This is a genomic window from Erythrobacter sp. (genome assembly GCF_023653175.1).
Taxonomy (GTDB): domain Bacteria; phylum Pseudomonadota; class Alphaproteobacteria; order Sphingomonadales; family Sphingomonadaceae; genus Erythrobacter.
Genome location: NZ_JAMNXL010000247.1, coordinates 1 through 4,224 on the forward strand (window position 1 = coordinate 1; position 4,224 = coordinate 4,224).

Here is a 4,224-nt window from a genome sequence, read left to right on the forward strand (position 1 = left end):
CAGTTGCAGCAGTTCGGAGCGGAGTCGCTGACGGTCAACCTTGTCGGCCGCATCACCCTGCGCGAGCTGGGCGTGCTGATGACCGCGATCATGGTGGCGGGCCGGTCAGGGAGCGCCTTTGCCGCGCAGCTCGGCACGATGAAGCTGACCGAGGAGATCGACGCGATGCGCACCATCGGCATCTCTCCCATCGAGGTGCTGGTGATCCCGCGTATTCTGGCCGCGACCTTCATGATGATCCTGCTCGGCTTCTTCGCCGCGCTGGCCGCGATCATCGGCGGGGCGGTGGTCGGCCAGTTCGCGCTCGGCATCCCGTTCTTCACCTTCCTCCTGCGCATTCAGGAAGTGGTGCCCACCCATGATCTCTGGGTCGGCCTCATCAAGGCCCCCGTGTTCGGCCTGATCGTCGCGCTGGCCGGTTGCTATCACGGGATGCAGGTTCACGGCGATTCCGAGGAAGTCGGCCGGCGCACCACCATGGCGGTGGTCTCGGCGATCTTCGCGGTGATCGTGATCGACGCCTTCTTCGCGGTGTTCTTCACCGAAATCGGGTGGGGGTGACGCAATGCGCATGAACGCCCATCCTGACGACGAGAAACCGATTATCGAGGTTCAGGGCCTCGTGAACAGCTTCGGCGATTTCAACGTCCACCAAGATCTCGACCTCACCGTCCGGCGCGGCGAGATCCTCGGCGTGGTCGGCGGGTCGGGCACGGGCAAGTCGGTGCTGATGCGCTCGATCATCGGCTTGCAGCGGCCCAGCGCCGGGCGGATCGACGTGCTGGGGCGCTGCATCACCGAAAGCGATCTCGAACAGGGCATCGGCGTGCGCCGGCGCTGGGGCATCCTGTTCCAGGGCGGCGCGCTGTTCTCGACCCTGACGGTGGGCGAGAATGTCGAGGTGCCGCTCAAGAAATATTACCCCGATCTCGATCCCGAATTCCGCGCCGAGATCGCGCGATACAAGGTGATGCTGACCGGCCTTCCCGAAAGCGCGGTGCAGAAATATCCTAGCGAGCTTTCGGGTGGCATGAAAAAGCGCGCCGGGCTCGCCCGTGCGCTGGCGCTCGATCCGGAGCTGCTGTTCCTCGACGAGCCCACCGCCGGGCTCGACCCGATCGGCGCGGCCAAGTTCGACCGGCTGACGCGCGAACTCAAGGAAACCATGGGTCTCACCGTGTTTCTCATAACCCATGACCTCGATACGCTTTACGAGATCTGCGACCGCGTGGCGGTGATCGCGGAGAAAAAGATCATCGCGGTCGGCACCATCCCCGAATTGATTGCCACCAAACACCCGTGGATCGAGGAATATTTCAACGGCCCGCGCGGGCGCAGCGCCCATGCGACGCATCTCCATGGGGAAAGCGCATGATCGGCCCGAGGAACAACAGAGTATTGGACAAGCCCGCACGCAGGGCCGCATAGGACGAGCACATGGAAACCAGAGCCAATCATCTGTGGGTCGGTGCGGTGACGCTGGTGCTGCTGGCGGCGCTGGCGGTGTTCATCGTCTGGATCGCGCGCCTCAATGAAGGCGCCAAGGACGAATACGACATCTTCTACAATCAGTCGGTCTCGGGCCTCGCCAATGGCAGTCAGGTGACCTTTGCCGGCGTGCCGGTGGGGCAGGTGACCGAGATCGCTCTGGCCAAGGACAATCCCGAATTCGTGCGGGTGCGGGTCAAGGTGAAGGACGACGTGCCCATTCTGGTGGGCACCCAGGCGACCATCCAGGCGAGCTTCACCGGGGTCTCGACGATCCTGCTCGACGGCGCGCGCAAGGACAATCCGCCGATCACCTGCGAGACCACCGCCTGCCCCGAAGGCCGCCCGGTGATCCCCCCGGGGCGCGGCGGCTTCGGCGAGATCGTGGCGAACGCGCCGCTGCTGCTCGAGCGGCTGGCGACGCTGACCGAACAGCTGAACCTGATCCTCGGGCCCGAAAACCAGAAGGAACTCGCAGGCATCCTCAAGAACTCGAACCGGCTGACCGAGGGTCTTGCCGATGCGACGCCCGAGCTGACGCAGAACCTGCGCGATTTCCAGGTCACGATGAAGGAATTCAACGAGACGCTGAACGCGGTCGAGCGGCTCGCCGACAACACCAACGGCCTTGTCGGCAAGGAAGGCGAGCCGCTGGCGGCCGAATTGCGCGCGACCCTCAAGAGCGCCAATGCGACGCTGGCCAGTCTCTCGGCGACGCTCGAGGACACCCGCCCGGCGATCCGCCAGCTGCGCACGGGCACGCTGCCCAGTGCCGAGGCGACCTTGCAGGACCTGCGCGCCACCAGCCGATCTTTGCGCGCGATCACCGAGAAGCTCGAAAGCGAAGGCGCGGGCGCGCTGGTGGGCGGCAAGTCGCTGCCTGACTATAAGCCTGAATAGAAGGACCGACCGCTATGACCCTCCGATTCCGGCCCGTCCTGCTTGCCCTGCCGCTCGCGCTGGCGCTGCCCGGCTGCATCAGCCTCGGCGGCGAGCCGCCCGAGAGCCTGCTGACCCTCAGCCCTGCCGCGCGCGCGCCGGCCGGGCCCGGCGTCGCGGCCGATGCGAACCGTCCGGTAATCGCGGTGATGCCCTTCGATACCCCCGCCAAGCTCGACGTGCTGCGCGTGCCGGTGACGGTGAGCGATACCGAGCTCGCCTATCTGCAGGAGGCCTTCTGGGTCGAAAAGCCTGCGCGCCTGTTCCGCCAGCTGGTCGGCGAGACGATCCGCGCGCGCGGCACTGCGATGGTGGTCGATGGCAATGAAGTCGCTTCGATGCCGACGGTCACGGTGCAGGGCACGCTGACCGAGATGGGCTTTGACGCGGCGAGCTCCGAGGCCGTGGTGCGCTTCGACGCGGTGCGCACGGGCAAGGACGGCGCCGTCGCCACCCGCCGTTTCGAAGCGCGCGAGAGCGGCGTGACCCCCGACGCGCGCTCGGTGGGCGCAGGGCTCAACGCGGCAGCGAACCGCGTCGCGGCGGAAGTCGCGGAGTGGGTCGCGGCGGGCTAGGCGCCGCGCGCCAGCCGCGCGAAGGCGGCGGCGCGCAGGAAGTCGGTCTCGCGGCGCTGGCGGCGCTCCTCGGCCTCCCAGTCGCGGCCCCATAGCTCGGCCTGCCACTCCTCCTCGAGACACGCCGCCTGCCACAGCGCGAGCGGCTCCTCCTCGTGTGCGGCATCGAGCGCCGACAGGCCGGTCACCAGCGAGGCGGCGAGCTTGGTCATCGCCTCGAGCCCGGCGAGCTGGAAGGGATCGAGGGTGAGCAGGCGGGCGCGCAGCTTGGCGAGAGTCGCGGGTGGCTGCGGGCGGTGGAGCACGCCGCTGACCCGGGTGAAGGTGACGCCGTGCACAGCCTCGAAGCGGGCGAGCAGCGGCTCCCACACCTGCTGCTGCGCTGCGTGGAGCGGCTCGTCGGGATCGGCGCGGTAGCACAGCGTGTCGGTCTCGGCATAGCCGAGCAGACCATCGGCGCAGGCCTGAGGGCCTTGGGCCACCACGTCGATCGCGTAGTCGGCCATGTCGCGTAAGGGCAAGCTGGCGGGGTCGATCTGCTCGCCCTGAAGCCGCCACTCGGCCGCGAGCGCCTCGGCAAGCGGTCGGGTGGGCAGGAGCTGGGGCGCGCCGCCGACTGTCTTCACGCCGCGGGTGTCGAGCATCACCTGGTATCCGTGCGTCTTGGCGCCCGCCACTTCGGCGAGCGTGACGTCGGTGTAGAAGCGGCGGATCATGGCTGGCGCGGGCCCTCGTCCCGAAAACGGCGGGCGATAAAGCGGGGCAGGAAGAAGATCTCGAAGAAGCCCGCCACCGCGAGCACCGCACCCACCGCATAGGGCAGGTCGATGACCCCGCGCACAATGGCAAAGCCGAGCGTCACCATCGCCACCCCGGCAAAGCGCGCCGCGGTGATGATGACGAAGCCGGTGCGCGCGCGGGCCTCGGCGATCTCGCGGGTCGAGCGGGTCATGGCAGGGCCTCCTCGAGCGCGGCGGCAAGGTCGGCGGCGGTCTGGGCCACACGGGTCGCTCCGCTGGCGATGAGTTCGGCCGCACCGTGGTAGCCCCAGCCGACGCCGATGCCGGTGACCCCGATGCTCCTCGCCATCAGCATGTCGAAGCTTGTGTCGCCGATCATCACCGCCTCGCCCGGCAATGCGCCAGCCTCGAACAATGCTGCCTCGAGCATCGCGGGGTGCGGCTTGCTGGGGTGGCGGTCGGCGGTCTGGAGCGAGACGAAC

At 67.9% G+C, this 4,224-nt stretch carries 7 protein-coding genes; 4 read left to right on the plus strand and 3 right to left on the minus strand.

All coding sequences use genetic code 11. The features are described from left to right. The 4 genes from NBV68_RS18190 to NBV68_RS18205 form a co-directional block, all read left to right on the plus strand. On the plus strand, positions 1–561 hold a 561-nt coding region (locus NBV68_RS18190), incomplete at its 5' end, for an ABC transporter permease (RefSeq protein WP_296312686.1). Positions 562–571: 10 nt separating this feature from the next. After that, positions 572–1,375 carry an ATP-binding cassette domain-containing protein gene (locus tag NBV68_RS18195; protein WP_296312689.1) on the plus strand — a complete coding sequence of 268 codons (804 nt, stop codon included), beginning with the start codon at positions 572–574 and terminating at the stop codon, positions 1,373–1,375. Between the two features lie 62 nt (positions 1,376–1,437). Continuing rightward, a complete protein-coding gene (locus NBV68_RS18200) occupies positions 1,438–2,388 on the plus strand; it encodes an MlaD family protein (protein WP_296312691.1) in 951 nt (316 codons plus the stop codon). A 14-nt stretch (positions 2,389–2,402) separates the two neighbouring features. Then, positions 2,403–3,002 carry an ABC-type transport auxiliary lipoprotein family protein gene (locus tag NBV68_RS18205; RefSeq protein WP_296312694.1) on the plus strand — a complete coding sequence of 200 codons (600 nt, stop codon included), beginning with the start codon at positions 2,403–2,405 and terminating at the stop codon, positions 3,000–3,002. Here NBV68_RS18205 and NBV68_RS18210 read toward each other — a convergent pair. From NBV68_RS18210 to NBV68_RS18220, 3 genes are all read right to left on the minus strand, one after another. Further along, positions 2,999–3,718: an ATP12 family protein gene (locus tag NBV68_RS18210; protein ID WP_296312697.1), complete on the minus strand. Its 720-nt coding sequence runs from the start codon at positions 3,716–3,718 to the stop codon at positions 2,999–3,001. The genes NBV68_RS18205 and NBV68_RS18210 overlap by 4 nt on opposite strands. Next, entirely contained in the window at positions 3,715–3,954 is a 240-nt protein-coding gene (locus NBV68_RS18215) for a hypothetical protein (protein ID WP_296312701.1), read from the minus strand. The genes NBV68_RS18210 and NBV68_RS18215 overlap by 4 nt, the downstream gene beginning before the upstream one ends. Then, on the minus strand, positions 3,951–4,224 hold a 274-nt coding region (locus NBV68_RS18220; protein ID WP_296312704.1), incomplete at its 5' end, for an HAD hydrolase-like protein. The genes NBV68_RS18215 and NBV68_RS18220, both read right to left, overlap by 4 nt.